Below are 25335 nucleotides of genomic sequence, written 5' to 3'. Positions count from 1 at the left end.
TTACGACCGCTAGGACGGGTATCTGTGGCTTCCTTGCCCACCCTAACGTTGTGAGGGTGGGGCACCCGGTTACTGAAATGGAGGCGCGAGCAGCCAACCTTATCTGGACTGCGGGTGATGCAGGATCTGTTCCGCGATCTGCTGGATTCGCTCTGTGCTGAGTCCCACCGTCTGTTCCTGTGCCAGAGGATGCGTCTGCTCGAGGACCGTCAGATGGGGGCGTCTTCCTACCGGTTGTGTTGCCACCAGTACTTCAAGACCGAGCGTACGGGGATAGTGATGCAGATCATTGGCAAGGTAGCCGGGGAAGGGGGCCCCGTTCTCTCGGCCGGCTGTCTTCCAGAGTTCATGGGCACGGAAGAAGTTCTTCGGGCTTACCTCTACCCAGCAGCCGTAGGCAAAGTAGGGAGCTTCGATCCGGATCTCCGGAGCTGCGCCTGAGCGTGGGTCCAGAAGCTCCGGTGCGGGTTGGTTCTGCTGATCCAGGATGGGCAGAACGATGCGTCCGCGAAGGAAGAACTGTCGTTCGTCGAGGATGCATTGCTCGGCCGAGATCTGGGCGCGGCTGGCTCGTTCCTCGTCCGGAATGGCGATGTAGGCATCAGGAGCCTGAATGCTGTAGCTGGTTGGAGCTGGAGGATGAATCTGCCCGCAGACCGAGCAAAGGAAGCCGTTCACCATACCTCTCCAGCATAAGCGTGTATGCTGCATTTGCGATGAAGCCCGTACGAGCCATCTATCCCGGAACCTTCGATCCGTTGACCAACGGCCACCTTGACCTGATCGCACGGGGCTCCAAGATTGTGGACCACCTGGTGGTGGCAATTCTGCGTAATGTGAACAAGGGGACGCCACTCTTCACGGTGGAAGAGCGGCTGGAGATGATCCGCGAAGCTGCGGAGGCCTTCCCGAATGTTTCCGTCCAGACATTTGACGGCCTGCTGGTGGACTTTGCCCGCCAGCAGGAAGCCGTGGCGGTGCTGCGTGGTATCCGGGCGATCAGCGACTACGAGTACGAGTTCCAAATGGCCATGATGAACCGGAAGCTTGACCCCGAGCTTGAGACCATCTTTATGCTGCCCCATGAAAAGTACACCTATGTGAGCTCGCGGCTCATTAAGGGCGTGTTTGAGCTGGGCGGGGACGTCAGCGGCCTGGTGCCGGCGCTGGTCATGGATCGTCTGCGGGCGAAAGTGTAGCGCAGCCAGGAGTCGGATGACGCTCTTTGGGGGTTTCGCTCCCACGGCTGAATCTGCGACACTGGTACTATGACCACCGCAACAGCAACGCAGAAGAAGGTTCTGACCGACCGCATCAACCGCATCGAAGTTTCAGCGACCATGGCGATTACCGCTGAGGCTCTGAAGATGAAGTCGCAGGGAATTGACCTGGCAGACTTCGGCGCAGGTGAGCCGCATTTCGCGACTCCGCGTCACATCAAAGATGCGGCGATCAAAGCGATCGAGGATAACCACACGCGTTATACCGCTGTTGCCGGTATCCCCGAGGTGCGCAAGGCGATCGTCGAGCGCCACAAGGCAGACTTTGGCACCGACTACTCCGTAGAGGAGTGCGTCTTCTCCGTTGGCGGCAAGCATGCGCTCTTCAACGCGATCCAGGTGCTGGTCGATCATGGCGATGAGGTTGTGCTGCCGGTACCGTACTGGGTCAGCTTCAAGGACATCATTCAGTACGCGGGCGGCATTCCCGTATACGTCGAGAGCAGCGAGGCGGAGAACTTCCGCATCACCGCAAAGATGATCGAAGCGGTCGTTACGCCGAAGACCAAGGTCATCATCCTGAACACGCCGTCGAATCCGTCGGGCGCGATCATCGCTCCGTCTGATCTGGAGTCGATCGTCCGCCTGGCGCATGCCAAGGGTATCTACGTTCTGCTGGATGAGTGCTACGCGTATCTCAACTTCACCGGCGCCTGCATCAGCGGCGGATCGTTCACCGACTGCAAGGAGCATGTCCTGGTGCTTGGTTCGTTGTCGAAGACCTATGCCATGACCGGCTGGCGCGCGGGTTATGCGCTTGGACCGAAGGCCCTGATCGCGGCGATGAGCAAGCTGCAGAGCCAGAGCACGTCGAACGTCTCTACGCCCGTGCAGTATGCCTCGATTGCAGCACTGACGGCGAGCCAGGAGTGCATTGCGGAGATGCGTGCGGACTACATCCGTCTGCGTGACCGTGTACTGGAAGGCTTCAAATCTATCCCGGGCCTCACCTGCACTGTGCCTGAGGGCGCGTTCTATGTGTATCCCAATATCAAGGCATTTCTTGGTAAGGGCGGACTCAACTCGGCGGCAGATGTTGCATCTAAGTTGTTAAGCGAAGCGCATGTGGTCACGGTACCTGGTGAGCCGTTCGGTACCACCGAGCATGTACGTCTCTCCTACGCTGTGTCAGAGGACGTCATTGACAAGGGTGTCGCCCGCATGAAGGAATTCTTCGCGAAACTGTCGTAGCCATAGGCAACAACTCCAGCGGAGACTGATGGAACAGACATCCTCGAAAGCCCCCAATTTTGTGCCTGTCATTCTGGCAGGCGGCAGTGGTACGCGCTTTTGGCCTCGCAGCCGGAAGGCCACAGCAAAACAGATCCTGGCGCTTGATGGCGAACGGACGATGATTCAGCAGACTGTGGACCGCCTGGCGCTGACCACGGAACGCAAGAACATCTGGGTGATCACGAACTCGGTCCTCGCGGAGAAGATCGGCGCACAGTTGCCGGATGTACCGGTGGGTCACATTCTGTGTGAGCCGGCAGCCCGTAATACGGCGCCGGCGTGCGGTCTTGCTGCATTTCTGATGGAGCGTGATGAGCCGGACACGGTCATCGGTATCTTTCCTTCCGATCATGTCGTGAAGGACGCCGGCCGTTTCGCTGCTGCGTTGCGTGCCGGGATTGCCGTTGCCGCTGCTGGAGACAACATCGTCGTGATGGGTGTTCCGCCGACCCGGCCGGAGACTGGCTATGGCTATATCGAGCAGGGCGACGTCGCCATGCCGGCGCCGGGCCTGCTGTTGCCTGTACGTCATGTCCATCGCTTCACGGAGAAGCCGGACAAGCCCACGGCGATTGAATTCGTCGCGACCGGGCGTTATTCCTGGAACAGCGGCATCTTCCTGTGGACGGCGCGCACGCTTGCCAATGCCTTGCGCGAACATGTGCCGCAGGTCGCGGTGAAGTTGGACGAGATTGCGCAGGCCTATGGCACGCCGGAGTTTGACGAGGTCTTTGCGCGCCTTTATCCGGAGTGCGAGAACATCTCCATCGACTATGCCGTATTGGAGCCACGGTCGGGTAAGGGTGAGCAGAGTTCGGGTATCTATTGCATCCCCGCGGAGTTCGGATGGAACGATCTCGGTTCCTGGGCCGCCCTGCATGAGCATCAGCGTTCGATTGCCGCGCCGGGATGCGATCAGCACGGTAACGTCGTCGATGGTCAGGGCGTGATCGCTCTGAATGCCAAGGGCAATTACGTCTATGCGAAGGAGCGCACGGTGGCGCTGGTAGGTGTCAACGACCTTGTGGTGGTTGAGACGGAAGACGCTCTGCTGGTTACCACCCGCGAGCACTCCCAGGATGTAGGCAAGGTAGTCAAGGCGCTGCAGGAACTCGGCAGAAAAGAGCTGATCTAGATGAGCGAAGTGAAGACCGTTGTTAAGTTTGGGACGGATGGATGGCGCGGTGTCATTGCCGATGATTTCACCTATGCCAATGTCCGCGTTGCTGTCAGCGCAATTGCGATCTACGTGCTGAAGCACGAAGATCCGGCAGCCGGCGTTTGCATCGGGTATGACACCCGTTTCGGTTCGAAGAGCTTTGCCAAAGTAGCAGCCGAGGTATTGGCCTCTGCCGGGATTCCGGTCTTTCTGGCAAACGGCATTACTCCGACACCTGCGCTCTCTTACGCCGTGCGTGGCCGCAAAGCGGCGGGTGGTGTGATGATCACCTCCAGTCACAATCCGCCGGAGTGGAATGGCGTGAAGTACAAGGCCAGCTACGGCGGCAGTGGCAAGCCCTCCATCATGACAGCGATTGAGAGCTATCTGCTGGCTCCGCTCCCGGTGGCGGAGAAGCCGGCTGCGATTGAAGAGGTTGATTTCAATCCGGAGTACATCGCGGCGATCAGGAAGTTCGTCGATCTGGGCGCGATCAAGGCCTCCGGTTACCGCTTCCTGATCGACACGATGTTCGGTGCGGGCCGTGGTGTGATCAAGGGCATCTTCGACGAAGCGGGTATTCCCAATGTCGAGATGCGCAGCGAGATCAATCCAGGCTTCCCGGGTATCAACCCCGAGCCGATTCTTCCGCATATTGCGCTGACACAGAAGGTGGTCGTTGCAGAGAAGTGCGATGCCGGTCTGGTCACCGACGGAGATGCAGACCGCATCGGCGCCGTGGATGAGCACGGCAATGTGGTGGATGCGCACAAGATCTTCTGTGTGCTGCTGAAGTGGCTGATTGAGCGCAAGCAGTGGCCGGGAGAGGTGACGCGCGCCTTCAATACCACCAAGATGATTGATCGCATCTGCGCCAAGCACGGCCGCAAGCTGAATGAGCACGGCATCGGCTTCAAGTACGTCTGCGACCTGATGCTGGAGAAAGAGATCCTGATCGGCGGAGAAGAGTCCGGCGGTATGGGCATCTCCAAGCATCTGCCGGAGCGCGATGGCCTTTTGAACAGCCTGCTGCTGGCCAACATCATGGCTGACGAGAAGAAGACGCTGGGCGAGCTTGTGGCTTCATTGCAGGCGGAGTACGGCGAGCATCAATACGGCCGCATCGACATGCACATCGACGACGGTCTGAAGCAGAGCGCCATTAACCGCGCCAAGGCAGGCGTAGATGCCTTCGCCGGAATGAAGGTGTTGCGGGTGGAGACGATGGACGGTATCAAGTTCTTCCTGGAGAACCCGGAGGCCGCGACCAAGCCGAATGCAGCCGAGACCTGGCTGCTGCTGCGCGCCAGCGGGACGGAGCCGTTGTTGCGTGTCTACTGTGAGTCGTGCTCGGTCGAGTCGGTAAACAAGGTTCTGGAGGCTGCGCGGGAGTTTGTGTTGCATGGCTGAGCACATCACCGTTTTTGCTAAGGGCCTGTTGTTCGACAATGACGGAGTTCTGATTAGTTCCATTGGCAGCGTGAACCGCTGCTGGCGCCAGTGGGCAAAGATGTACGGCGTTCCTGACGCTGAGAACTACAACGTTCCCCATGGTGCGCGCGCTATCGATACGGTGAAGAGTCTTCGTCCAGATATCGATCCAGAAGCTGGCCTGCGGGTGATTGAAGACCTGGAGATGGCCGACACGGACGATATCGAGGTGCTGCCCGGAGTAAGACGTCTGCTCACGACACTTCCGCCGGAGCGCTGGGCCATTGTGACCTCCTGCACCAGCCGTCTGCTGGAGGTTCGTTTGGAAGCTGCGGGCCTGCCCTGGCCGGAGAAGCTGGTTGCCGGCGATATGGTGACCAACGGTAAGCCGCATCCGGAACCCTATCAGCGCGGTGCTGCGCTTCTGGGTGTTGCTCCGGAGGAGTGCATCGTGATTGAAGATGCTCCTGCGGGTGTGGGGGCTGGTAAGGCTGCCGGAGCTCGTGTTCTGGCGGTGTTGGGAACACATACCGAGGAAGAGCTGGCGCAGGCGGATTGGATCGTGCCGTCGTTGGACGAGGTGCAGTTCACGGCGTCAGAAGATGGACTGACGCTGACCTTCCCGTCGGTGAAGTAGGCAAGACTGCCGATACTCTGGATGCCCCATCCATCGCATAGCGATGGGTGGGATGTTGGTGATGCAGCCAAATGTATTGGTAGAGAAGCAGATTTCGTAGCTCCCAGTGGGAGCTACGAAATGACAAACAAAAAGGGGATCGAGCTGGCGCTCGATATACCCATGTCCCCTAGGGACATGGGGCACCCGACGCATGGGTTCTCCCGAATCTATCGTCCGGAAAAACTAGCAACCAGGAACTAGCAACTAGACCTAGACATAGCAGCGGCAGCCGGCGCGGTGTTGCGGCGGCATGGAGCCGTCGAGTGCGGGAATGCAATGTCCGTGCGGGTCCTGTGTCGGATTGCCGAGGCGTGAGGCGACGCGCTCTTCGAAACGCTCTGAGATGAAGTGTTCCAGGCGCTCCGCTTCGTCGTGCAATTCTTCGATCGGGTAGCCGAGTACTTCAAAGAGAAATGTCTCGAGCAGGCGATGGTGGCGTACGATCTCCAGCGCCCGCTTCCGTCCCACGGCGGTGAGCTTCACGCCGCGATGGCGCTCATAGCGAACCATCGGACGAACCTGTGCGGCAAGGCGCTGCAGCATATTGGTCACGGAGGCGGGAGCAATGCCAAGGCGGTCGGCGATCTGCTTCGAGCCCACCAGATGATCATCTCCGCCGCCCAGGGAGAAGATGGCCTTCAGATAGTTATCGATCGACTCGCTACGGCGGCTTGGCGGCTTCTTGTCCACGTGCTGACATTATTTCAGACGAAGAAAACAGCTCGCCGGTCGCATGAACTTGTAACGACGGAATTTAGGTAACCGTTGCGGTTCTTCGACCGGTTCCGGTGCTTCAACCGTATGATGGTGCGCATGGACGCGCGCGTCGATGCCTATATTGCAAAGGCACAGCCCTTTGCCCAACCGATTCTGAACCACATCCGCGAGACCGTGCACCGGGCGCTGCCCGAGGTGCAGGAGACGATCAACTGGAGCATGCCGTTCTTCACCACGCCCGGCGGCAAGATCATCGCCAACATGGCGGCGTTCAAGGCGCACTGCAGCTTCGGTCTCTGGGCTTCGAGCGTCCGTGAGCAGTTGAAGGCGGCCGGCTTCGAATCCGATGGATCGATGGGGACATTGGGACGTATCACCTCGGTGAAGGACCTTCCCGCCGACAGGATGCTGCTCAAGCTGATCAAAGAGGCGGCTGCGGCGGTTGAGGGCGGCGAAAGCCTGATGAAGCGAAAGAAGACCGCGGCGAAGGCTCTGCCGGAGATCAACCCGGAGTTTGCCGCGGCTCTGAAAAAGAACAAGGCCGCGACGAAGGTCTACGAGGCGTTCAGCCCCTCCTGCAAGCGCGAATACCTGGAGTGGATCAACGAGGCTAAGCGTGATGCCACTCGTACTACGCGAATCGAGCAGGCCGTGACCTGGATCGCCGAAGGCAAGCAGAGAAACTGGAAGTACCAGAACTGCTAGAGAGGCAGTTGCCAGTTGGGGCGGGACATTCTGCTATGGCTGGGACTTCCTTTTGTTTGTCATTCCGTAGCGATTGGGGTACCCGGTCAGCTTTGCTGGCTGGAGTAAGGGAAGCGGAGGAACCTGCTTTTCGATTGGTGACTCAGAGATTAGTGTGTTTTACCGATTGGTTAGGCTGAATCGTCTGGTTTATTTGCGCAGCACCGGTGGGCTTGTAGCTAATTTTTCCAGGCTTCTCCCCAATACCGAGGGTCCTTACGGACTTTCCATCCAGCGTTGTCACCAGGCGGAAGGTCCCTGTTGCTGTGCCGAGCTCTTTTCCATCGAGCATGAGTGTCGCTTTGTTGCCGGTGTATCTCAACTCCGCGCGATGGGCCTTGTTGAACTTCAGTGAGAAGCGTGCATCGCTGGAGGCAGCGTAGTTTGGCCGAATGTTCCACTCGAGTGTCTCGCCTTCGATACGCACGCCGGCAAGTCTCCAGGTGTAGTCCAGCATCACCAGAGCGCAAGGGGAATAGCCGGGCTTGTCGGCCTGGGTGAACTCGGCTGTCAACGGATCGAGTTGCTGGCGGAAGGTGCCGTCTCGCATGATGGCTTCGCACCAGCGATCCATCATGTAGCTCATCTCGGCCGTGTGTCCGTAGAACTCCATCCAGCGCGGTGTGCGTAATGCCAGTAGAGCCTGTGACGGTCCGCTCCAGGTGTTGCGCGGGAATGGACGTTTCTCAAAGCCGGGATCGTCCATGGCGATGGAAGGTAGAGGGAACGGCGCCCAGAAGGCTTTGGGATTGTGGATCTGGCGCTCCCACAAGGTATCGAAGAGCTTCTGGTCGGGTACATGCTCTCCGCAGACGCGGAGCATCGCGTCGCCGCGGACCTTCACGAACTTGTTGTTGCTATCGAGGTCGAAGAAGCAGGCGTCTTCAGCGGAGTAGAGCTTCTCGATGATCAGTCTGCGGATGTGAGCAGCCTGTTCGAGCCACATGGACTCATCGCCAGGCTTGCCGAGAGCTTTTGCCATCGCAGCCAGAGCGACGCGGCCACCGTAGGCCGTAGCAGAAAGATCAGGACATAATCGCGGCAGCCCCGGGATTCCTTCGGGCCACTTTGTGGCGTCCGCATCCTTGCGGCGGTTCGGTACGCCATGCCAGCGGAAGGAGTTGTCATGGCCGGTGTCGTAGGTGCAATAGCCTTCTACCAGGCCGGTGCCGCGTGAGTTGTGATACTTCATCAACCACGCATCCCAGCGAGCGCAGGCGGTGTAGGCCTTCTCCAGCAGCTCCTGGTCGCCGCTAGCCTGCGAGAGCTCCCAGGCGGTGGCGGCGATAGGCACGACCATCTGGATCTGACCGTATCCAATCTCTGAAACCTTAATGCTTGCCGGAAGCTGACCCTCTTCGCGTTGCAACTGGAAGAAGCCGAGATGGTTGTTGCGCGCCGCATCGGGACGAATATGGCGATACACCAGGCCTTCGTGCGGAGCACACTCCTGCCAGATGCCGGGATAGTCTGCGCCTTCAATCAGAACCGGTCGATCGTATCGCGGCAGAGTCCGGACGTTACCAGCCAGGACGGCCAGAGCTTTGTCGTACGTCGTTTGCCAACGCGTGTCGGCGGTATGAAACTCAATCTCCGCGGACTCAGCATACGCGGGGGCCAGTTGCTGGGTGATGCCTTGCCGTGGAACGAGAGCAAGGTATCCGGCTGCAAGAGAAGAGGCCGCGAGAAAATCGCGTCGTTTCATATAGGAAACAATATCTTGTTTGGTAAGGCATTCCATCGGGATGGAAGCTTTAAAATCAGTCGTAATGCCGAATACAGATTTACCTTCCGAGCGGGCGGCCGATTTCCGGCGGGTGCTCGCCCGGTGGTACAAGCAGCATGCGCGCTCACTTCCGTGGCGCGAGACCCGGGATCCATATCGCATATGGGTCAGTGAAGTGATGCTGCAGCAGACACGGGTCAACGCCGTGCTGGAGCATTATGCGCGTTTCCTGGGGAAGTTTCCTACGATTGTCTCTCTGGCGCTGGCGCCGGAGGCGGATGTACTGGCAGTGTGGAGCGGCCTGGGCTACTACCGGCGTGCGCGCATGCTGCACAAGGCGGCGCAGTTCATCACCGCGGAACTGGACGGGGTGTTGCCGTCAACCTCAGTTGAGCTGCGCAAGTTACCCGGCATTGGAGAGTACACCTCTGCGGCCATCGCAAGTATTGCCTTTGGCGAAAGCATCGCCGTGGTGGACGGTAATGTCGAGCGTGTCCTGCTTCGCCTGACCGGCAGGCCGGAGCAGACGACCTCTGAGAGCAAGCGGTTTGTCACCGATCAGGCTGCTGCCCTGGTGCCGCAGCGGAGATCGGGGACGAATGCCCCTGGAGACCACAATCAGGCCATGATGGAGCTTGGAGCTACGATCTGCCTGCCCAAAGGGCCGCTGTGTCTGCAGTGTCCGGTCTACGATTTCTGCCGCACCAGGGGAGAGCACAAGACCGAGACTCGCGAGAAGATGCGCAGCCGGCGGGTGGCGTATCTGCTGCATCAGCGTAAGCGCGGTTCTGCAATCGAGGTCATGCTGCATCGCCGTCCCACGGATGCTTCCCTGATGCCGGGAATGTATGAGCTGCCGGAGCTCCCCATGGATGGAGTTGGGGAACATACGCCGACGCTGCGTGTGCGTCACTCCATCACGAATACGAACTACTACGTCGAGGTCTTCACGGCTGACAAGACGCTGCTCAGGGAGTTGCCGTTGTCGATCCGCGAGTATGAGTGGTGCCGTCTGGGGCAACTCGCCGATCTTCCGTTGACGGGGCTGGCGCGCAAGGTGCTGCGGCGCCTGCACCTGATTGCGTCGCCCGGCGTGCGCATGCCGCAACCCGAAACGATGATGCGACAATAGAAAGGCATGCCGCTGCAGAAGACATCCATTGTTTTGACGGCCGCTGTGGTCGCGACCGTGTTACTGGGGTGCCGTCACCTTGGTCCGCCGACTCCGTTGCAGAAGCTGAATGACCAGCAGACCCGCGGGTACTGGGTTTTTCAGACAAGCTGCCGTCAATGTCATAACGATCGCGAAGACAAAGCTCTGCAGGGCCCGGCTCTCATGGGGATCTACCAGAAGAAATATCTGCCCAGCGGGGCGGCGGCGACCGACGAGCGCGTGCAGTCCACCGTGCTGCACGGCCGTAACATGATGCCCGCCATGGGCGGAAGCGTAAATGAGAAGGACATGGCTGATCTGCTGGCCTATCTGCATACCCTATGAGTGACGTTCCTCAAAAACCTGCTCCCCGCGCCTCGGGCATGCTGCCTGGCATGGCTATGATCTCCGTCTTCATGCTGGTGGTAGCGCTGTTCGGCGTCTTTGGCGCGATCAACGGAGTGTGGAATCAGCAGGGCAAGTACGTTGTGCTGCCGATCGCCAGTCTGCTGGTCGTCGGTGTCTTTGGCCTGTTGCGTCTGCGCCGCTGGGGATGGGCGATTGTGACCGCCGGCTCATTGTTGCTGGCTCTCGGTTACCTGTTCGGTTTTACGACCACTCGCGATTTTCGGCTGATCGTGATGGCTGGGTTCGGTATGGTGTTTTTCCTGTACCTGATCCGGACAGAGGTCCGCGACCGCGTCCACTAGAGCATTTTCCCTGTAGGTGTCATGTAGGGCTTCCGCATCCATGGGCGTTTTCCGCAATGAAAACGCCTCTGCACGCCCCTCCCGGGATGCCCAGTAACAGGGAAAATGCTTTAGGGGACGGAGTACTACAATAGAGAGTGATGGCTCCTGTTGCCGCGTCAGACCTGGTTCAGATCGATCTCTCTCCGCGTAAGCCTGCTCCCAAGCCGGAGTGGCTGAAGGCGCGGGCGCCCATGGGCGAGACCTTCCATGCGCTGAAGAAGCTTACGCGTGAGCTTGGGCTGCACACCGTATGTGAGAGCGCGCACTGCCCGAATATCGGCGAGTGCTGGAACCATAAGACCGCCACCTTCATGATGCTGGGCAATAGCTGCACCCGCCGCTGCGGATTCTGCGCGGTGCCGAGCGGCAAGCCCGAGCCCATCGATCATGGGGAGCCTCGTCGCGTGGCCGAAGCTGTGGCTACGCTCGGTCTGAAGCATGCCGTCATCACCAGCGTAAATCGCGACGATGACAACGTTGGCGCCGCCCAGGCGTTTGTAGAGGTCATCCGCCAGATCCGTGTGATGGCGCCGGAGTGCCAGGTTGAGGTGCTGACGCCTGATTTTCAGGGAACCGAAGAGGCCATCCGCATGGTGGTCGCCGAGGGGCCTGAGGTCTTGAATCACAACATCGAGACTGTTCCGCGGCTCTATCGCGTCGCCAAGTCGGGCGGCCGCTACGAGCGCTCCATTGGCTATCTGCGGCTGGCGAAGGAGCTGAATCCGAACCAGGTGACCAAGACCGGCATCATTGTCGGGATGGGCGAGGAGACGCATGAGCTGCTCGCGGTCTTCCGCGATCTGGCGGCGATCAAGGTGGACATTCTGACCATCGGACAGTATCTCCGGCCCAGCAAAGACCATATCCCGATGAAGCGGTACTACACGCCGCAGGAGTTTGCTTTTCTGAAAGAAGAGGCGCTGCGTATGGGCTTCCGGCATGTGGAGAGCGGTCCGCTGGTGCGCTCCAGCTACCACGCGCATGAGCAGGCGCAATCGACCGGCCTAGCATAAGGATTACTCGTCGGGAGGCTTCCTGTGTGCGTCTCTCAGGTTCACCGGCTTGCTGCTGTCGGCCGGCAGATATTCGGCAAGCATCAGCAGATCCCGATAGTCCCTCTTGGCCACGTCAACCAGGCGCCGCATTCGTTCCAGGTGGCCCTGGCAGATTCGTAGAATTCCGATCCTGACCCGTTCCACCTCGCCATGCCACGCTTCGGTCTGATACTCCAGCAACATGCTGCGCGCCGACTCGCGAGCTACTTCACCTGAAAACGTGGCCTGAATTCTGTTCTCAACCTCCTCTGAGAGGGGGACAGACGTCATATCGATCTCCATCAGGGGGGTAGGGCACTGCTCCGCAGGTCTTCGTCGTATGGACACGGGGCACGTCATCAAGTTTTTGTCGTCAGAGCATTTTTCCTGTTGCTGGGTATCCCTGAAGGAGTGCGCACCGGCGTTTTCATCGCGGGAAACGCCCACAGATGCGGAAGCCCTACATGACACCCACAGGGAAATACTCTGGCGTTGCGAGCGCAAATTTGTTCAGACGAAGCCGACGCGCCCTGGACCCAACAAAAATACCGGGATTCGATTGACGCCCCCACAAAATCAGGCCAATCCTCTAGAATCAACATTTGCGCATCCGCGCATTGAGGAAGACTGTATGGCATCGGTAATGGCAAATATTCCCGCGCTCAAGGATCTGCATCAGGATCTCAAGCGACGCATGGAGAAGTCGGTGGAGGAATTCCGCGCCCATCTCCTTGGTGTTCGCACCGGACGGGCCAGCGTGCACATGCTCGACAACATCCGCGTGGACTACTACGGCAGCGAGATGCCCATCAATCAGCTTGCGCAGATCAACACGCCGGAGCCGCAGCTCATTGTGGTGCAGCCATTCGATCTTGGTGTCGTTGGCCTGATCGAAAAGGCCATCCGTATGGGCGGTCAGGGATTCAATCCGATGCACGACGGCAAGATCATCCGTGTGCCGATTCCGCCGATGACCGAAGATCGCCGCAAAGAGGCGGTCAAGCAGCTCTCCTCCACGGTTGAGGACCACAAGACCGCGATCCGCAACATCCGCCGCGACGGCAACGATCAGATCAAGAAGGCCGGCAAGGATAAGGCGATCTCGGCTGACGACGAGAAGCGCGCCACCGAAGAGGTGCAGCAGTTGACCGATGCGGAGATCAAACGCATCGACGAGCTCTTCAAGGCGAAGGAAAAAGAGATTCTCACCATCTGATCTGGCGCAAGCCTGTCACGGAGAGCGGGGACCCTACGGGGTCCCCGCTTGCATTTAACCGTGACGCTTCATCAGGACAGCCTCGGCGGCTTTCAGATCGGTCTCCGTATCGACGCCGATGGTGTCGAAGTGGACCGGCTCGACGTAGAGCGCGAAGCCATTTTCGAGCAGGCGTAGCTGTTCCAGGCGTTCAGTCTGTTCCAGTGCGGAAGGGCCGAGTTCGGTGAAACGCTCCAGGGTCTGCCGGCGGTATGCATAGAGTCCGATGTGCTTCCAATAGGGCACATCGCCGATGCGGTCGCGGTGGTAGGGAATGGTAGCGCGAGAGAAATAGAGAGCGCGGCCGTCGAGGGCGGTAACTACTTTCACGGCGTTGGGATTGTGGATATTCTCCGGCGTGCACAGCGTCTTGATGGTGGTGACGTCGACGTCGGGTTTATTGAAGGGCGCCAGCAGGGCATCGATGTGCTCCGGCTTGAGCAGCGGCTCATCGCCCTGGATGTTGACGTAGATATCGGCCGAGTGATGCCGGGCCACCTCGCGAACGCGGTCGGTGCCACTGGGCAGGTCAGAGGCGGTCATGGCGACGGGCCATCCGTTCTGGCGGCACAGGGCTGCGACCTCTTCGGCATCGGTAGCGACGATCAGGTCGTCGAGCCCGGGGCAGGCTTTCGCCGCTTCATAGACCCACGCCAGCATGGGCCTGCCGGCGATAGGGAGCAGAACTTTACGTGGGAGCCGTGTGGATGCGAGGCGCGCAGGAATGACGCCAAGGACGTGTGGTTTGGTGGACATCGGGATGCAGGTTTCCGTTCGCGGCGTTTTGCCGTAAAATGAAGTTTAGCTGGTTGCGCCACCTTGGTGCGTCAGTTCCTTCCACGCGCCGGCGGTGTAGCTCAGATGGTTAGAGCGACGGACTCATAACCCGTAGGTCGACAGTTCGATTCTGTCCACCGCCACCAATCACTTCAACACTTAGGCTGACGATTTCCGTCGTTTGGATTTTCGCGCGGGTCCATTTGGGTCCAATTAGGTAAAAGGGATGCAATGCTGCGCTGCGCCTCCATCCTTTCCGACGAAACGGACTGAGCATAAGTGCCCAAGGTCATCGTTGGAGAAGCATGGCGAAGGATCTCTTGCGTCGTTCGGATACTGGTGCCGCCTGAGACAAGTAACGACGCAGTTGATCTCCGGAAGCTATGCCATCCGAACTCTTTCATGATTCCGGCTTTAAGAGCTGCCGGCCGGATTCGTTTGTAAAACATCGAGTCAGGCCAATACGGCTCCTTCCCGAAAGACATCGGGCTTCCGAATACCCAATCTTCCTCAGCGTTATAGGGAGTGATGCTTCTCCACCGCAACAGGACGCCAGCCAGTTCGTCACCAAGAGGAATGGGGCGTCTCGAGTAAGAGGTCTTCGGTTCCCCTACGATCTTGTTGACCCAGCATCGAACGATGTTGATCTGCTTTTTTTCAAAATCAATATCGCTCCATTTCAGCCCAATCAGCTCTCCTCTGCGGAGACCGGTCACGACCGCGGTAAACACGAGTGTGAAACATGGCTCCGGATGTGTCCATAGTTCCCTCAAGAGATCGCAAATCTCTGTGAGTTCGAGCATCACTGGGGTGAACATCCGCTTGCGCGTCTGTCTCACAGAGGCAATCGGATTGATGAAGGTGTATTCGTACCGAATAGCATGGCGAAAGACCATGCCGAAGACAGCGCGAGCGTGTGCTTTGGTTGCCGGAGCTCCAGAGATCTCGGCGAGCCAACGCTCGACCATCACTGCTTTCACTTCGGTTAAAGCGAAACTCCCCCAATCGGGGCAGGATGATGTTGTCTAAGTAGCCAATGTAAGTTGTCTTGGTCCGATGGGTTCGATTGCCGTTTTAGGTGGAGAACATTATGGATGCTGTTGGAAGCTCCGGTGGCCTTGTACTGGCCCGTCTGGTTGTTCTTCCATGGGCTCCCCGCTTGCTACTGGCAGCATAACTGCATATAGAGGCTGTTGATACGGGACAAGTGCCACGGGGAGCTATACGGCAGCTCGTGCCGTAAGAGCCGCTCCTCTCTCCTCTCAGCATCGTTCCCAAGGTCTACAGACCTCGGTAACTACCTGATTTACTATCCTTTACAAGCTCAAGCGCTACAATCGCGGAAGGTTTGACTCCTCTCCGCTTTCTACAAGTGGGCCACCCGCCCTTCGACAACAACAACAACCGTATTAGGAGACGACACGATGAGCACAACAGTACCGAAACGGATTGAACTCGATTCCTCTGAGGCCCCAGCCTCCAAGACGAAGATCCTTGCTGAAGGCGAAGCGCAAACCCTGGATTCAAGCTATTGTTGGGTTGCGAACGACACGAACAACTCCTACATTGTGTTTATGCGCCACGACGATAACTATATAGCGCAGATCTGGGGGCAGCCACCAGGCATGACGATGGGCATTCCGCCGAGCTGGAAGGTAGACATTATGGCCTGCGATGGCAACGATTTCTATTGGGGTGACACCGATGGAGGTTATACGTATGGTGCCGACTGGCAATTGACAACACAGGCCGGCCGTACCTTTTACTGCAGCAAGATGTCCTACTGATCTGCGGGGGGGGGCGGATTCTATGACATCTTGAGTCGGCTTCAGTCTGGCTCTTACGGGGGGAACGGCAGTAATGCCGTTCCCTCACCCGGCTCGTATGAGACGCATCTGAACTTCTTACTAATTGGAAAACTGATAATCATTCAGGTCTTGGTAAAGGCTTCGGCCGTCGGCGCTCACAAAGACTCTATAGAAGGTGTCATTGTCATCAGGGAAATTGCTTTTTAGGCAGTCACCTAATTGAGGGCATGGAGACATGTCGTGCAATGTGCCCGCATAAATCTGGTGGCCATTATTGGAATTGATGAGCTGTAACGCTATGTCAAGTCCACTTGTCTGAGCAGCCTGATTAAAGGAAGCAATTAGGGAATCGGCATACGCCGATATTCCCGTCAGCACAACGACATAAATATTCATAAGAAGTATCCCTCTTTTCGTTTTGCTTCAGCAGACGGAGAGAAAACGTAGCAAGGTCACAAGCTGTTCCGCCTGGCAGCGGTAACATCTCTGCGCAGTATGCCTGAAAATGATTCGCGTGGCCAACGCCCCAGGACCGCCAATGCCCAAGACCAGCTGAATCATTCCAACGCAGTGTGCCTCGCAGACAGTGGCGTCGTCTTCGGCGTCGCCGCCACGTGCCACGGCAGAGACGATCGCGCTCACCCGATACCCCGCCCGACCGCAGACGCTTAATGTGACTCCAGATCCAGCACTTTGGCTCCGAAGTACTCGATGAAGTCGAGCGAATACATACCACCGCGGGCCAAGATCGCGTTATCGGAGTAGTTCGGAACCAGTAGCGCTGCGAGATCCAACTCCTTGTCCGAGGACTTGACCCAATACCAGCCAGGGCTCGTGGGAGGCGTGTCCGCACCGTTGACCCAGCCAGGGGCCGTGGGAGGCGGGAGGGGAGGCTGCAGGCATGGAGAGATATGATCGAGTTGGCTCTGGTCCGGTGTAATGAGAGTGTTGTCGTCCGGGCCGCTGTCGGTAACCTGCCCACCCTCGACAATCGTCATGGGGCTCCATTGGCTGCCGTCCCAATAGGCGGGACCGATCCCGGTGAGGGTCCCAATATCGGTGTCCAAGTTGGTGTAGTGCACCTGGTAGTAGCCCTGTTTCCGAGGCCAGGACACGCTGAAGCTAAAGCCGCCATCAATATCCTGATAATTGGTGCTGCCTTGATCCGAGTAGGCGGTCAACACCGTAAAAACGCCTCCGCCCTCGTCGCTGAGCGTGGCGCTTGCGGTTATGTTGGCTGAATACGGAGTTGCGCGCGCATCTGGGACCTGCCCAGATGCACCCTGGACCGTGATGCTGTATCTGCCTGGACCGAGTTTCTCAACGGAGAAATTCCCCGTGGAGCCGTCCGCCACTGTGCCGTCGGGATAGACGAGGCCAAATGCCCTACCTTTCCAGAACTTGCGATAGGCGATTACAAATGCCTCGCATATTTGCTGGTAGTATGCAGTTCCGTTGCATACCAGCCCAAACGTGGGATCCCAAGGTAGGTCACCGTCAGTAACCACGACAGGTGATTCCGGAACGCCAGTGTTCTCGGCGAAAGTGACTACGGTGTTGTACTCGACTGTACCAGTGATAGCCGTAAGGGGGCCTTGAAACTTAGTTTCATACGAAGCGATATCGGCAAACATGACTGCGACATCCTCATAGTCTGATGGTATCGTTATGGTGGCCACGACAGTCCTTTCCTTTGCTTTGCCTAGGGCGGACGGTCGGCGTACGGCCCGATCCATCCGGCTGTGATTGGGCAACGCGACAGCGCCGATCCCGTTTACTTCCCCATCCAGAGCGCTTCGAAGCTAAAGTCGCAATCTAGATAATTGGTGCTGCCTTGATCCGTATAGCCGGTCAACACCACAAAACCAAGCCAGTTCTCATTGGGACTAACCGTGGCGCGTGCCGTCGTGTACCGTGAAAGCGGAGTGACGAGCACGGCCGGGATATTTGTCCCATAATTGCCTGAGAAGGTGAGGTCGTATTGGCCTGGGCCAATTTTCTCGACGGAGAAACCGCCCGAGCCGGACAGCACTTTGCCGTCCGAACCCTGGATATGACCAGATTCTTGCCCCATGAAGATACCTCCGAAAACGGTATATCGAGACCCTATGGGGTGACCTCTTTCCGGGTCAATATGACCTTGGTATAGATCCTTTAGTTTCAGGGGAGTTTACTAATCAATTACACCTGTACTTCTTCTCTGAATTTCGCCAAAGTCAAGAAGTTCGCCGTCAACCGTCTAAAGCTGCAGCTCCATCACATGGTCCAGTCGGGGATGGATCTAGAGTGGCATCGTCGGTTGTTTGAAGCAGCTCTTGATGATCTCGACCGGGATGGACCTGACAAACCAGGTGCTCGAGATCACGCTTGAAGATGATGAGTCTGGCACTGAGCTGATCCGATATCAGATGCCTCGGCTCTAGGATTATTTTGTGGGCGCCCTCCTGCATCGAGAGGCAGGTCCATATCGCCCAATCGCTCAACATGCGGATAAGGTTTAGGACGGCAGGGCCTGCTGAATCAGACAGAGAGTACTCGACGCGCAGCACTCTCTCACTGAGATCCTTGCGAGTGACAAGGCCATCCATTTCCATTTCGCGGAGCTGCTGCGCAATCATCTTCTTCGTCGCCTGAGGAAACAGCCGATGCAGTTCGCCCAAACGAAGCGGCCTGTGCTGGAGCTGTGACAGAATCCGTATCTTCCACTTGCCCTGAATGAGCTTGATCGCGGCTTGCGCCGAACATCCTTGGGAACTAGTGGACTGCCGGGGATCTTCTGCTCGCCGCCTGCGACCGGATCTTGAGGCTCCCGAATGTCTTTTACTGTCGCTTGTATTTGCCTGCAAGCGCTGTCTTCTCTTAGGGGCTAATCCATATTCAGCTTGGTTTTGTACATCGTCCAGCATGTTTCACCGCCGGTCACAGCAGAGATTGGTCCCACTCTTACTAAAGGCACTTTCAAACGCCGTTTGGGGCGCAGGGGCGCGATTTTTTTTTGCATAGAGAAGTCAAATTATTCGTGGTCTATACTTTCTTCGTTGAAGGTAGTTAACCCATTCGAGACGAACGCTCGCATATGCCGCCACAGGGTCGTATCTGGCAAGAGCCGACGTGGAGTTGGGCCTATTCGACCGGGCATCCTACTTCTGATCAGTGCCTGGAAGCCGCTGCCAAAGCAGCATGGCCTTACGCTCTCTTATGTGCGTGGACCTATCTCAACGATCACTCAGCAGCCCACGATCTCATGGATCATGCGTGCAACAAACGTGCCGGCGAGTGAACGCCCGAATAGTTTCTCGGAGCTAAGGGCCGTTGTTCCGCGGTGTAAGGATCGCTTCATACGATTGCCACCTGGCGGGCAATCTAGGTCCTGAGCCTCAATACGCCCATACATCTGACAAACTGAGGGTCTGTTCGATCCAGAAAACAACGTCTTCCTCATCATACGAGCATGTTGCTGCTGTTTTGTGAGAGATTCGCGATCTACTGGGGACTTCGATGCTGCGATCTCATGGGATGCCGGGACTTATTCTCCTCCCGCAACCAGGATCAACTCTCCACTGATCCAGCGGGAGTCGTCGGAAGCTAGGAACACAGCCGGAAGGGCTACGTCATCAGGTTCTCCCATGCGTCCCAATGGAGTCAGTTCTACGTAATGCTTCTGCATTGGACTGTCGGCGAGACCGCCTGAGATAAATCCTTCAGTTGTGATCACACCAGGGTTGAGGGAGTTGACGCGGATTTTGCGGGGTCCAAGTTCTTTGGATAGTACCTTGGTGATGGCGTCTACGGCTGCCTTGCTAGCGGAAGAAATCACCGATTTGGCTGGCGCGACCGTATTTACCCTTGATCCGATATTGATGATGCTGCCGCCTTCAGTAGGAAAGAGAGGGAGCGCAGCCTTCGTCGTCAAGAGCAGCCCCAGGACGTTAAGGTTATGCTCGCGATGATATTTCTCGGCGGTGACGTCTTCGAGCGGTCCAAAGGCGTAAATGCCCGCGTTGTTCACCAGAATGTCCACCTTGCCGTATATCTCTTTCGTCTTCGCGAATAGCTCAGCGATCTCTCGCTCGTTAGATACGTCGGCACCGATCGCAACTGCACTACCACCAGCCGCGACGATTTGTGAAACCACCCTATCCGCGCCATCCTTGCTGGTGTGATAGTTCACTATGACCGAAGCGCCTTCCGCTGCGAGCCTCACGGCAATGGCAGTTCCGATACCCTTCGATGCCCCAGTCACGACGGCGACTTTGTTAGCAAGTTTCATTTCTCTCCCTCTCTTTTATCCGCTCACTCCATACCGGAGTGCTCCGGAGTTGTACGAGTGAATGCAGTTCTGCCGTCCTTGAGTGCAATCACGCAACCAATCAGAATCCATTGATTCGACGGGCGTTTAGGTATTTGCGACGAGCCGCCTTTTCAGCATTAGCTGAAACTTCGGCGTCAAGCCTCGGCGCTTTGCGAACTGGTTGGGTAGTCCTGAAGCGAGAGAGTCTGGGGGTATGCAAACACAACAGAGCTTTGAGATGAATAGCGCCTTAGAGGGGTAGATCCGGAAGTGCGAGACGCCGATAGGTGCGAGTAACGTTATGCGGTCTTGAAACCGTGCCGGTTGATTCCCAGTTTTCTTAGTTTCGACTCAAGGGTCTGCCGTGGTATGCCAAGCTTGGTGGCCGCGCCCCTGGGACCTCCGATGACTCCTTCGGCTTCCCGCAGTGCAGCTTCGAGCATTTCTCTTTCGCGCTCCACGAGACTTGCCACGAGTGGGACGGATGTCGATAGTGGTTTCGGGGCCACTCGCGAAAGCCAGGCTTCCTCTACCCAGAAAGTGTCTCCGTCGCATAGGATCACTGCCCGCTCGATCACATTCTGCAGTTCGCGAATATTGCCTGGCCAGTCATAAGCCTGGAACAACTCAAGGGTTTTCTTGTTGATGTTCCGGAACTTCTTTCCCACTTTTGTTCCGTATCGGTCGATCAGGTATTCAACCAGCAAGGAAATGTCGTCCGGCCTGTCGCGCAATGGCGGTATTTGAATGGGAAAGACGTTGAGCCTGTAGTACAAATCTTGTCGGAAAATGCCTTCTGCAACCGCTGCGCTCATATTCCGGTTAGTGGCCGCCAGAACTCGGACATCGACCGCAACCGTTTGACTGCCTCCAATGCGTTCAAACTCCCGCTCTTGAAGAACCCTTAACAAAGCAACCTGAGTTTCGGCTGGAAGTTCGCCGACTTCGTCCAGGAATATCGTTCCTCCGTCCGCCAACTCAAATCTCCCAAGTCGTCGCTGCAAGGCTCCAGTGAATGCACCCCGTTCATGACCGAACAGCTCCGACGCGATCAGATCACGAGGCATGGCGGCACAGTTCACGCGAATGAAAGCACGGTTTGCACGCTTAGACCCCCTATGGATTGCGCGCGCAATCAGTTCCTTGCCCGTCCCGGTCTCACCCAGGATGAGAACCGTAGAATCCGTGGGGGCAACTTTCGAGACCAGTCCCAGCACCGCACTCAATGCGTCAGAAGAGCCCACAATTTCTTCAAACATCGAAGATCGTTCGATCTCCTCTCGCAGCGCCACATTCTCATTTCGCACTCTGTCTTCGGCTTGTTTGCGATCTTCGATGTCTGTACCAGTCGTATACCAGCGAACTACCTTTCCCTGCTCGTCCAGAAGCGGGTTGTAGCGATGCAAGAACCAGCGATACTTGCCGTCCTTGCGGAGAAAACGTTGCTCATTCTCAAATGGAACGCCTTTCCTGAGCGCTTCTGCCCGTTCCTTCTCGACTCTCTCGATATCTTCCGGATGAAAGGCGCGCGCGCGGAACGTCTCAGCTCGAACATCCTCCAGGCTCAGACCGCAGTAGTCGAGCGCCAATCGATTCGCATAGACAATGCGGCCATCTGGTTGCATCACGACGATGATGTGGGGGATGGCGTCCGTAATCAGGCGAAATTCCTGTTCGTCCCGGCGGAGTTGTTCTTGCGACTTCTTGATCTCTTCTAGAGCACTCACCAGTGCGGCCTGAGTTCGTCCCCTCTCAATTGCAATCAGCGCGACGTGTACGGCTCCTTCAATCAACTGGATGTCGTCGGGCGTGGGAGTTCGTGGCTCAGAAGAGTAGATACAAAAGGTGCCGAGAACCTCATCATCTTTCGAGAGAATGGGCTGCGACCATGCCGAACGGAGACCACAACGCAAAGCGACATCCCGCAGCCCAGCCCATAAGGGATCTGTGGCTATATCCGAAGCAATCACCCGCTCTTTTAGAAATGCGGCGGTGCCGCAAGAGCCCACGCAGGGACCGATCGTGACAGGATTGATGAACTCCGCCCACTCCTTGGGGACTCGGGCACCTGCTCCGAATCGAAGCCGCTTGCCATCCGGTTCCATCAGCAAAATGGACGAGATGAAGTCGGAGGACTCGGCGTCAAAGCGGGCGCACAAGCTTTCCATAATCTCCGCGACGCTGGCTCCGTCGGTGATCATTTCCAACGCGCGTTTTTCCGTCAACAGGAGTGATTGAGCCCGTTTGAGGTCCCTGAGTTCGCGCTCTAAACTGTTATGCGCTTGAGGCCGAGTGGAAGGATCGCTTTCTTCTGTCCGGAGTGCATTGGATTCACCAGCGCCGTTGCTGATGGGCGAAGAATCTGTTTCACAGCCAGGCTCCAACGAATTCATAGACTCTCCAGGGCATGGTTAGATTCCCGGCGGGAACACTTCGATACAAGATGTTTTCCGCTACGCCTATACCGTGCTCCTTATCGTACGCGTTAGCGGAGCGTTCCAGGAGATAGCAAAGCCACTCAGTCAAAGCCGAGGTTTCAGCGAACGCTGATAATGCGGCACGGTTTCCGCTTCTAAGTGCTTTCAATTCAGCCGGGCTGATTGGCCCTCACATTGCAATCTATACGCTCGTCGAACGCCACAAGGGGGCAGATGACGCTAAAGATCGAAACACACTTTGACGGAAACAAACTGACACTAAGGCTGAGCGGCCGAATGAAAGAAGAGTGTCTGGAAGATTTGCAGGCTCTCCTCGATAACGCGAGCCCCGAGGCAGTTTTGAACCTGGGCGATGTGAGTTTGGTCGGCGTGGAAGTGGTCCGATTTCTCGCAAACTGCGAAAACGCGGGCGTCGAACTCGTCGACTGTTCCCCCTACATTCGAGATTGGATCAACAGAGAGCGCAACAAGATGAAAAAGACGACGGACTGAGAAAGGAGAGCAAAGCCAGTAAGTCAAGTTCGCAAGAATTCCCTGGTAGATCGTAGCCCGACCGCTCCAGTAAGCGTGTCGCACCCGAGATGGACCAGTAAATCAAATTCTGCCAGGCTGCGCTTTTGGTTAGCCTGCAAGGTTTCACGAAGAGAATGCCGATGAATGTACTAGGAAAGATATACGTCGTAGCACTCCTGGCGCTCAGTTGCGCCTCAACGTTAATTCTCTCGACAAATGCCGTTACTCAGGTTGAGCCTAAGACGCCTGTCACGAATGTGTTGCTTGTGCATGGCGCGTGGGTGGACGGGTCCAGTTGGGCAAAGGTTATTCCTGAGCTTGAGAGCAAGGGACTGAATGTCGTCTCGGTTCAGATTCCGCTCACCTCACTCGCGGACGATGTTGCCGCAACGAAGCGGGCCATTGCTCTTGCGGATGGTCCCGTGCTGTTGATCGGTCACTCCTACGGGGGAGTTGTCATCACCGAAGCGGGTAATGACCCAAAGGTCAGAGGACTCGTATACATTGCTGCCTTTGCGCCAGATGCCGGAGAATCCGCAGTCACTCTATTAAAGAGTGTTCCGCCGTCCCCGGTGGGCGCCGAACTCAGACCCGACGCGTCTGGATTTCTCAAGCTTACGGAAAAGGGCATCGGCGAAGACTTTGCAGAGGAACTTCCGGCAATCGAGAAGCAAATCCTGTTTGCAACGCAGATCCCCAGGTCCGTAAACGCTCTTGGGGCGCCTGTCAGCCAGGCGGCGTGGAAAACGAAACCTTCCTGGTTCCTGATTACGACCAAGGATCGAGTGATCCCTGTGGAACTGGCGAGGACTATGGCACAGAAGCTCGACGCGGAAACGGTGGAAGTTTCGTCCTGCCATGCCGTCGTCCTGGCGCACCCCGAGGCAGTGAGCGCCTTGATCCTCAAGGCTAGCCATGCCGAGAAATTATCGCACTAGTCCGCAGAGCATCCTGCGCTGGCTCTAACTTTCAACCAACATCAACCGGTGATGCAATGCGTCATCAATCTTCCAGGAGAAGCGACTTATGACCGATGAAATCCTTACCGAATCAAGCTGCACTGCCACCATTAACGCGCCTATCGAGTTCGTCGATATACCGACATGGCTCTTCAATCTTCCTGATGCTGAATATCAAAGGTGCTCCCCGGCCCACATCGCCGCCGCTGCGACCAGAACGGACGATGGCCGAAGAATGTCGATCAACGTTGAGACGATCGGCGGAGAACTCATGGTGCAACACTACGTCGAAGACATCGGAGAAAAGCACCATTGCCGTGTGCTCTCGAAGTCCGACCTGCTGACGCCCAGCGGGTGGACGACCACGAACGTTCTGTGGGAACTGAGTGTAAAAGCCATCGACGCAGAAACCTGCGAGTTGACCAACCATGTTATCGGCAGCACGACTCCAGAACTTCTCAAGGCCCTGGGTAAACGAGGTGTGCCGCTCGAAATGGCCAAGGCATCGAGAGGAAACGCCACTACTGCTCACAATGCACAGGAAACCCCACTGTTCGCCTTAAGTATCGAGAAGAAAGCGCTCGCGGCGAAGGCCAGGGCTGTCAAGAGCTAGCCGCCCTCATGGCTGAGCAGTTCGTTGCTCAGCTTCATCTCATCGCGCCTTCACACTTGAAGGCGCCAACTCTTCCTTCAAAGGAGCAGCCTTATGACAACAGCAATCTATGAAAAGACGAACACCGCGCTCTTGATCGTCGATCCGTATAACGACTTTATGAGCGAAGGCGGCAAGTTGTATGCGGCCACCAAACCTACAGCCGATTCTGTCGGCTTCTACCAGAACATGCGAAAGTTGATTCCCGCAGTTCGCGCTGCCGGGATTCGAGTATTCATTGTGCCGCATCACCGTTCCAGGCCGGATGATTTCGACAACTGGCTCAATGTCAACCCAGTGCAAATGGACACCAAGAACAGGATGTGCTTTGCTGTCGATACATGGGGCGGAGAGTGGCACCCGGAGTTTGGGCCTAAGCCAGGTGACGTCGTGGTTCACGAGCATTGGGCGCAGAATGGCTTCGCCAATACCGATCTCGACGAACTGCTCAAACAGCATGGAATGCGGAAGCTGGTTTTGGTTGGCTTCATAGCTAATTCCTGCGTCGAAGCGACAGCGCGATTCGGCATGGAACTGGGCTATCACGTCACCCTGATCAAAGACGCAACGGCTGCCTTCAACCCTGAGGGCATGACCGCCGCACGGGTGAATGCGAAGTTGTTTGCCCATGCGGAATTGACGACGGACGAGTTGCTAGCCGCTCTGCCTGAGTCGAAAGCGACTCCAAGCCCGCTTCCAGTCGCGTAGCAGGTCAACAATCCACTCCTAACACT

At 57.1% G+C, this 25335-nt stretch carries 27 protein-coding genes, 1 tRNA gene and 1 pseudogene; 17 read left to right on the top strand and 12 right to left on the bottom strand.

The genetic code is table 11. The features are described 5' to 3' along the window. Nucleotides 1-99: 99 nt before the first annotated feature. Nucleotides 100-681 carry a DUF2199 domain-containing protein gene (locus AB4Y89_RS06365; RefSeq protein ID WP_442300068.1) on the bottom strand — a complete coding sequence of 194 codons (582 nt, stop codon included), beginning with the start codon at nt 679-681 and terminating at the stop codon, nt 100-102. A gap of 35 nt (nt 682-716) precedes the next feature. Here AB4Y89_RS06365 and coaD point away from each other — a divergent pair, with 35 nt between their 5' ends. The 5 genes from coaD (at nt 717) to AB4Y89_RS06340 (ending at nt 5740) form a co-directional block, all read left to right on the top strand. Further along, on the top strand, nt 717-1199 hold the full coding sequence (gene coaD / locus AB4Y89_RS06360; RefSeq protein ID WP_442300067.1) for a pantetheine-phosphate adenylyltransferase: 483 nt from the start codon (nt 717-719) through the stop codon (nt 1197-1199). Nucleotides 1200-1268: 69 nt separating this feature from the next. Continuing rightward, on the top strand, nt 1269-2471 hold the full coding sequence (locus AB4Y89_RS06355) for a pyridoxal phosphate-dependent aminotransferase (RefSeq protein ID WP_442300066.1): 1203 nt from the start codon (nt 1269-1271) through the stop codon (nt 2469-2471). 28 nt (nt 2472-2499) lie between these two features. Beyond that, the gene (locus AB4Y89_RS06350) at nt 2500-3648 is read left to right on the top strand and encodes a mannose-1-phosphate guanylyltransferase (protein WP_442300065.1); all 1149 of its coding nucleotides are present in this window, start codon (nt 2500-2502) and stop codon (nt 3646-3648) included. Next, the gene (locus AB4Y89_RS06345) at nt 3649-5082 is read left to right on the top strand and encodes a phosphoglucomutase/phosphomannomutase family protein (RefSeq protein WP_442300064.1); all 1434 of its coding nucleotides are present in this window, start codon (nt 3649-3651) and stop codon (nt 5080-5082) included. It abuts the gene before it with no gap. Then, a complete protein-coding gene (locus AB4Y89_RS06340) occupies nt 5075-5740 on the top strand; it encodes an HAD-IA family hydrolase (protein ID WP_442300063.1) in 666 nt (221 codons plus the stop codon). Before AB4Y89_RS06345 ends, AB4Y89_RS06340 begins: the two co-directional genes overlap by 8 nt. 252 nt (nt 5741-5992) lie before the next feature. Here AB4Y89_RS06340 and AB4Y89_RS06335 read toward each other — a convergent pair whose 3' ends face one another. Next, a complete protein-coding gene (locus AB4Y89_RS06335) occupies nt 5993-6472 on the bottom strand; it encodes a metal-dependent transcriptional regulator (RefSeq protein WP_442300062.1) in 480 nt (159 codons plus the stop codon). A gap of 123 nt (nt 6473-6595) precedes the next feature. Between AB4Y89_RS06335 and AB4Y89_RS06330 the strand changes: the two genes are divergently transcribed. Further along, nucleotides 6596-7204 (top strand): YdeI/OmpD-associated family protein, encoded by a 609-nt coding sequence (locus tag AB4Y89_RS06330; protein ID WP_442300061.1) that lies wholly within the window; start codon nt 6596-6598, stop codon nt 7202-7204. A 142-nt stretch (nt 7205-7346) separates the two neighbouring features. Here the strand turns inward: AB4Y89_RS06330 and AB4Y89_RS06325 are convergent, their stop codons facing one another. Next, nucleotides 7347-8948 (bottom strand): MGH1-like glycoside hydrolase domain-containing protein, encoded by a 1602-nt coding sequence (locus tag AB4Y89_RS06325; protein ID WP_442300060.1) that lies wholly within the window; start codon nt 8946-8948, stop codon nt 7347-7349. Between the two features lie 64 nt (nt 8949-9012). Here AB4Y89_RS06325 and AB4Y89_RS06320 point away from each other — a divergent pair, with 64 nt between their 5' ends. From AB4Y89_RS06320 to lipA, 4 genes are all read left to right on the top strand, one after another. Continuing rightward, the gene (locus AB4Y89_RS06320) at nt 9013-10101 is read left to right on the top strand and encodes an A/G-specific adenine glycosylase (protein ID WP_442300059.1); all 1089 of its coding nucleotides are present in this window, start codon (nt 9013-9015) and stop codon (nt 10099-10101) included. A gap of 6 nt (nt 10102-10107) precedes the next feature. Further along, nucleotides 10108-10467: a c-type cytochrome gene (locus AB4Y89_RS06315; protein WP_442300058.1), complete on the top strand. Its 360-nt coding sequence runs from the start codon at nt 10108-10110 to the stop codon at nt 10465-10467. After that, nucleotides 10464-10832 (top strand): hypothetical protein, encoded by a 369-nt coding sequence (locus AB4Y89_RS06310; RefSeq protein ID WP_442300057.1) that lies wholly within the window; start codon nt 10464-10466, stop codon nt 10830-10832. Before AB4Y89_RS06315 ends, AB4Y89_RS06310 begins: the two co-directional genes overlap by 4 nt. Before the next feature lie 140 nt (nt 10833-10972). Then, nucleotides 10973-11887 (top strand): lipoyl synthase, encoded by a 915-nt coding sequence (lipA, locus tag AB4Y89_RS06305; protein WP_442300056.1) that lies wholly within the window; start codon nt 10973-10975, stop codon nt 11885-11887. 3 nt (nt 11888-11890) lie between these two features. Here the strand turns inward: lipA and AB4Y89_RS06300 are convergent, their stop codons facing one another. Then, on the bottom strand, nt 11891-12199 hold the full coding sequence (locus AB4Y89_RS06300) for a hypothetical protein (RefSeq protein ID WP_442300055.1): 309 nt from the start codon (nt 12197-12199) through the stop codon (nt 11891-11893). Nucleotides 12200-12539: 340 nt separating this feature from the next. Here AB4Y89_RS06300 and frr point away from each other — a divergent pair, with 340 nt between their 5' ends. After that, the gene (gene frr / locus AB4Y89_RS06295; RefSeq protein ID WP_147649147.1) at nt 12540-13124 is read left to right on the top strand and encodes a ribosome recycling factor; all 585 of its coding nucleotides are present in this window, start codon (nt 12540-12542) and stop codon (nt 13122-13124) included. A 54-nt stretch (nt 13125-13178) separates the two neighbouring features. Here the strand turns inward: frr and kdsB are convergent, their stop codons facing one another. Further along, on the bottom strand, nt 13179-13919 hold the full coding sequence (kdsB, locus tag AB4Y89_RS06290) for a 3-deoxy-manno-octulosonate cytidylyltransferase (RefSeq protein WP_442300054.1): 741 nt from the start codon (nt 13917-13919) through the stop codon (nt 13179-13181). Between the two features lie 90 nt (nt 13920-14009). On the opposite strand from kdsB, the gene AB4Y89_RS06285 reads away from it, so the two are divergent. Beyond that, nucleotides 14010-14086 (top strand) — tRNA-Met (locus tag AB4Y89_RS06285). A 6-nt stretch (nt 14087-14092) separates the two neighbouring features. On the opposite strand, the gene AB4Y89_RS06280 is transcribed toward AB4Y89_RS06285, so the two are convergent. After that, nucleotides 14093-14908, bottom strand: a complete 816-nt coding sequence (locus AB4Y89_RS06280) for a tyrosine-type recombinase/integrase (protein ID WP_442300053.1) — start codon at nt 14906-14908, stop codon at nt 14093-14095. A 456-nt stretch (nt 14909-15364) separates the two neighbouring features. Here AB4Y89_RS06280 and AB4Y89_RS06275 point away from each other — a divergent pair, with 456 nt between their 5' ends. Further along, nucleotides 15365-15727, top strand: coding sequence for a hypothetical protein (locus tag AB4Y89_RS06275; RefSeq protein WP_442300052.1), 363 nt, complete (start codon nt 15365-15367; stop codon nt 15725-15727). A gap of 120 nt (nt 15728-15847) precedes the next feature. Here AB4Y89_RS06275 and AB4Y89_RS06270 read toward each other — a convergent pair whose 3' ends face one another. From AB4Y89_RS06270 to AB4Y89_RS06245, 6 genes and pseudogenes are all read right to left on the bottom strand, one after another. Continuing rightward, the gene (locus AB4Y89_RS06270; RefSeq protein WP_442300051.1) at nt 15848-16144 is read right to left on the bottom strand and encodes a hypothetical protein; all 297 of its coding nucleotides are present in this window, start codon (nt 16142-16144) and stop codon (nt 15848-15850) included. A gap of 272 nt (nt 16145-16416) precedes the next feature. Beyond that, nucleotides 16417-17427: a hypothetical protein gene (locus tag AB4Y89_RS06265; protein ID WP_442300050.1), complete on the bottom strand. Its 1011-nt coding sequence runs from the start codon at nt 17425-17427 to the stop codon at nt 16417-16419. Nucleotides 17428-17522: 95 nt separating this feature from the next. Continuing rightward, a complete protein-coding gene (locus tag AB4Y89_RS06260; protein WP_442300049.1) occupies nt 17523-17822 on the bottom strand; it encodes a hypothetical protein in 300 nt (99 codons plus the stop codon). A gap of 406 nt (nt 17823-18228) precedes the next feature. Next, a pseudogene (locus tag AB4Y89_RS06255) lies at nt 18229-18654 on the bottom strand (winged helix-turn-helix transcriptional regulator); the annotation flags it as partial. 620 nt (nt 18655-19274) lie between these two features. After that, on the bottom strand, nt 19275-20018 hold the full coding sequence (locus tag AB4Y89_RS06250; protein WP_442300048.1) for an SDR family NAD(P)-dependent oxidoreductase: 744 nt from the start codon (nt 20016-20018) through the stop codon (nt 19275-19277). 320 nt (nt 20019-20338) lie between these two features. Continuing rightward, entirely contained in the window at nt 20339-22432 is a 2094-nt protein-coding gene (locus AB4Y89_RS06245) for a sigma-54-dependent Fis family transcriptional regulator (protein ID WP_442300047.1), read from the bottom strand. A gap of 258 nt (nt 22433-22690) precedes the next feature. Between AB4Y89_RS06245 and AB4Y89_RS06240 the strand changes: the two genes are divergently transcribed. From AB4Y89_RS06240 to AB4Y89_RS06225, 4 genes are all read left to right on the top strand, one after another. Beyond that, complete coding sequence (locus AB4Y89_RS06240; RefSeq protein WP_442300046.1) at nt 22691-22969, top strand: hypothetical protein; 279 nt, start codon at nt 22691-22693, stop codon at nt 22967-22969. A gap of 161 nt (nt 22970-23130) precedes the next feature. Next, nucleotides 23131-23928 (top strand): alpha/beta fold hydrolase, encoded by a 798-nt coding sequence (locus tag AB4Y89_RS06235; protein ID WP_442300045.1) that lies wholly within the window; start codon nt 23131-23133, stop codon nt 23926-23928. An 88-nt stretch (nt 23929-24016) separates the two neighbouring features. Further along, on the top strand, nt 24017-24562 hold the full coding sequence (locus AB4Y89_RS06230; protein ID WP_442300044.1) for a hypothetical protein: 546 nt from the start codon (nt 24017-24019) through the stop codon (nt 24560-24562). Between the two features lie 93 nt (nt 24563-24655). Next, nucleotides 24656-25309: an isochorismatase family cysteine hydrolase gene (locus AB4Y89_RS06225; RefSeq protein WP_442300043.1), complete on the top strand. Its 654-nt coding sequence runs from the start codon at nt 24656-24658 to the stop codon at nt 25307-25309. Nucleotides 25310-25335: the final 26 nt, after the last annotated feature.

This window comes from Terriglobus sp. 2YAB30_2 (genome assembly GCF_052114765.1).
Lineage (GTDB): Bacteria > Acidobacteriota > Terriglobia > Terriglobales > Acidobacteriaceae > Terriglobus.
Note: the sequence above shows the minus strand (reverse complement) of the source record. Positions and strands in the feature narration are given on the sequence as shown.